The sequence below is a fragment of the Candidatus Electronema sp. JM genome (assembly GCF_048287415.1).
Classification (GTDB): domain Bacteria; phylum Desulfobacterota; class Desulfobulbia; order Desulfobulbales; family Desulfobulbaceae; genus Electronema.
The window spans coordinates 1-3174 of sequence record NZ_JBLWEN010000017.1 but is presented as its reverse complement, the minus strand read 5'-3'; the positions used below and the strand labels follow the sequence as shown (position 1 = coordinate 3174).

Here is a 3174-nt window from a genome sequence, read left to right as displayed (position 1 = left end):
GCATCGAAATGAAATTCACCGACGCGCTTATTCTTTTCTGCCTGCTGGTTGTAGGCATTGGTTTCATAGGTGCCTTTTTTTCAACACCTCCTGTACAAATTTTCGACAGAATTTTCTGGCTTGGCATAGGTGTATTTTCCTGCTGGTGGCAAACTCAGCCGAACTCTCAGCTCTCAGGCAGAATTTGTCGTTTCTTTAAAGCAATTCCTCGCTGCTGGGCTGAATCCAAGGAGGTCTCCAAATGATCGCGCCCGTTGCTGCGAAAAAGTCCCGCCGCCGTCTTTCCGAGCCTGAGATTCAGGACATGCACGCCGAGATGATCAAGCTCGGCCAGGCAATCCTCGCCGGGAAAGCTGCGGAGCCTAAGCCCCATGATAGAATAACATGGGGGTTTCAACTCGTCATCGGCTTCGACCGTCTCAAGTATGGCCTGCATGTGGAATGGAAGGATTCCGAGCTGTTGGATATCCTGACCGACTTCAAGAACCTCGCCCATGAGCAGCATCAGCCTGTCTCCTGCACAGTGCCTGGCCTCGCATTTGAATCCGTCGTGATGGGCACATCTGGCCGTCAAGGCGGCTACGCCTTCCATCTCTCCTCTGGCGATGTGCATCTTTATTTCTCAACCCGCAAGAATTTCATGGAAACGCCGAATATCTGGGTTGATATCGGCTCCTCGTCCTGCTGGGTTCCCGGCTATCAATATATTATTGACATGCTGGAAGAATTTATTGCTCATCACGGCGGCAAAATCCACAAGACGGGCATTTCCGAAGTGCATCTCTGCGCTGACTGCGTCGGCATGGACATTTCTCAGTTGGAAGGGGCGATGCATTCGTATGGCAACTGGATTACCCGTTCCAACAAATTTCATCCCTTTTACGAGAGGGAACTTTTCACCGGTATTGAAACGAAGCAGACGCAAGGCCGCCTCGGCCTGAGCGACGACCGCTGCGACTATTTCGGCGAAAAAGTGGAAAGCGGGCTGCAGCTTGCCAAAGGTGACATTATGCTGCGTGTGTATGACAAAGTGCTTGAAATCAATCGTGATGGCGCTAAGCAGTCGCTGTTCGCCTCAGTCTGGGGCAAGGAAGAATACAACGATCAGCCGGTGACCCGCGTCGAATTTCAGCTCCGCCGTCCAGTGCTCCGTCAGCTCGGCGTGGACACCTACACCGACCTGCTGGAAAAGGTTTCAGGTCTCTGGGAATACTGCACTTGCAATTGGGCCGTGCTCTGCGCTGAACGGCCTGACAAGCAGAACCGCAATCAAAGCCGCGCCGTCCGCCATGAGTTCTGGCTGGCAATCCAGAAGGCGGATTGGGGCAGCTATCAGCCGGTTGTCCGCAAGAAAATCCGCGCCTTGAAGGACAGGCATCAGTCCGTTGACCAGTTCATCGGCATCGGCCTGAACATCGCCACGATAGACCGCGCCTGCGATGATGTCGAGGATGTCATCAGCTCGCTGCAGCAGGTTGTCGAATCAGCCTGCCGGGCGAAATATGAGGAAATCGGCAAGTCCGGCTTCCCGGTTTTGCTGGAAAAGCTGAAGCGCAAGAAGAGCGAAATCTGGCCCTACGGCATGAATGCCGAGGTGCATGGAGCGTGAGCATGACCATCCTTGAACAGCACCTTGGCCGCTGCCTTTCAGCCCGCGAAGTGTCCGAGTACCTGCGCTGCGACATTGCCACGGTGTACCGGCATTTCCGCCAGCTCGGCGGGGTCAAAGTCGGAGTTTGCTACAAATTCTTCGAGAAGAGGCTCGCCAATGCCCTACTGGAATGCGAGGCGCAGGAAGTGGACAGCGCAAGTGATCGTCAGCGGCGAGAGACACAGCAGCCAGCACGGCAGCAAATCCGCCGCGCTGCGCTGGGAAGCCGACATGAAAAGGGAGCTGGAAGAAGGCAGCCCGGAGACGCTCCCTGCGATCCGCACGGTCTCCTTGCTTGAGTGGGCCACCATGTACCTCGACCACGCGCAGGCCAAATTCATCGGCAAGACCTACAGCGAGAAGCGCATGGCCTTCCGCCTTCTGCTGCAATCGTTCAGCCCGGACGCTGAAGTCGCCGGTCTACACAAAGGCGAGATTCTCGCGCATTTCTCCCGGCAGGCGCAGAACCGCTCCGGCCACGCGGCCAACAAAGACCGGAAGAACCTCGTCGCCGCGTGGAACTGGGGCGTGGAGCACATTCCCGGCTTCCCGGAGCAGAACCCGTTCCTCACCGACCGCTTCGCCGAGGACAGGATTCCGCGCCCAGTGCCCACTGAGCAGGAGTTCTGGGCCGTCCACGATGCCGCCGGATCAGCGCAGGACAGGCTGATGCTGCTCTGCTACCTGCATCTGGCGGCCCGCCGCAGCGAGATTTTCCACCTCCGCCGCGAGGACGTTGATCTCGACCGCAGGCAGGTCAGGCTGTTCACCCGCAAACGCAAGGACGGCTCCATGCAGTTCGACTGGCTGCCCATGTCCGACCGGCTTCACGCGGCCATGACCGAGCATCTCGCCATCACATCCGGCCCGTGGGTCTTCCCTGATCCGCAGACCGGAGAGCCGTACATTGCCCGCCAGCACTGGCTGGGCCGCCTCTGCCGCCGCGCAGGGGCGAAAGAATTCGGCCTGCACGGCATCCGCCACCTTTCGGCATCCATCCTGATCAGGGCCAAGGTCTCCCTGCTCGACGTGCAGACCATCCTCCGCCATACCAACCTGACCACGACGCAGCGGTACGTCCACCGGCTTGAGAGTGTCAGGAAAGCCATTGAGGTGTTTGAATGATTTTTTTAGACCAGTTGTTAGAATTATTCCGTTTTCTTGGCCCGATCTGGAGCTTTGTTCTTTTGATTTGGTCTTTTTTGGGCATTCTTGTTCTCAGCGGAATGCCGTTAAAACAACGGAAGTCAAAATCCCAGCTTGAGAACCCAGCGGTACGTCCACTGGCTGGAAACCATGAAAAACGCTGTGGAGGTGTTTGAATGAAAGAAGAAGACCTTTTTGGACTTGGCATTTTTATCGCTTTTGGGACTTTTTTTATTTCCTTGTTCCCTAAGCTGTCTTTGTTGGCGTATTTATCTTTTGCTTTTTACGCTTTTCGTCAACACGACCACGACCCATCGGTACGTCCACCGGCTGGAGAGTGTCAGGAAAGCCATTGAGGTGTTTGAATGAAGCTGATT

General features: G+C 56.0%; 6 protein-coding genes. All 6 read left to right on the top strand.

The genetic code is table 11. The features are described 5' to 3' along the window. A partial coding sequence (locus tag ACNKH6_RS04105; RefSeq protein WP_417914277.1) for a hypothetical protein occupies nucleotides 1-245 on the top strand: 245 nt, incomplete at its 5' end. After that, nucleotides 242-1609 carry a hypothetical protein gene (locus ACNKH6_RS04100; protein WP_417914276.1) on the top strand — a complete coding sequence of 456 codons (1368 nt, stop codon included), beginning with the start codon at nucleotides 242-244 and terminating at the stop codon, nucleotides 1607-1609. The genes ACNKH6_RS04105 and ACNKH6_RS04100, both read left to right, overlap by 4 nt. 2 nt (nucleotides 1610-1611) lie before the next feature. Beyond that, nucleotides 1612-1950: a hypothetical protein gene (locus tag ACNKH6_RS04095; protein WP_417914275.1), complete on the top strand. Its 339-nt coding sequence runs from the start codon at nucleotides 1612-1614 to the stop codon at nucleotides 1948-1950. Further along, the gene (locus tag ACNKH6_RS04090) at nucleotides 1883-2776 is read left to right on the top strand and encodes a tyrosine-type recombinase/integrase (RefSeq protein ID WP_417914274.1); all 894 of its coding nucleotides are present in this window, start codon (nucleotides 1883-1885) and stop codon (nucleotides 2774-2776) included. The genes ACNKH6_RS04095 and ACNKH6_RS04090 overlap by 68 nt, the downstream gene beginning before the upstream one ends. Beyond that, entirely contained in the window at nucleotides 2773-2973 is a 201-nt protein-coding gene (locus tag ACNKH6_RS04085; RefSeq protein WP_417914273.1) for a hypothetical protein, read from the top strand. The genes ACNKH6_RS04090 and ACNKH6_RS04085 overlap by 4 nt, the downstream gene beginning before the upstream one ends. Further along, nucleotides 2974-3153, top strand: coding sequence for a hypothetical protein (locus ACNKH6_RS04080; RefSeq protein WP_417914272.1), 180 nt, complete (start codon nucleotides 2974-2976; stop codon nucleotides 3151-3153). The last annotated feature ends 21 nt before the right edge of the window (nucleotides 3154-3174 follow it).

Bases quoted from the DNA above. Each gene is read 5' to 3' on its own strand.
- ACNKH6_RS04080 (WP_417914272.1), top strand. From the start codon at position 2,974: ATGAAAGAAGAAGACCTTTTTGGACTTGGCATTTTTATCGCTTTTGGG.
- ACNKH6_RS04085 (WP_417914273.1), top strand. From the start codon at position 2,773: ATGATTTTTTTAGACCAGTTGTTAGAATTATTCCGTTTTCTTGGCCCG.
- ACNKH6_RS04100 (WP_417914276.1), top strand. From the start codon at position 242: ATGATCGCGCCCGTTGCTGCGAAAAAGTCCCGCCGCCGTCTTTCCGAG.
- ACNKH6_RS04090 (WP_417914274.1), top strand. From the start codon at position 1,883: ATGAAAAGGGAGCTGGAAGAAGGCAGCCCGGAGACGCTCCCTGCGATC.
- ACNKH6_RS04095 (WP_417914275.1), top strand. From the start codon at position 1,612: ATGACCATCCTTGAACAGCACCTTGGCCGCTGCCTTTCAGCCCGCGAA.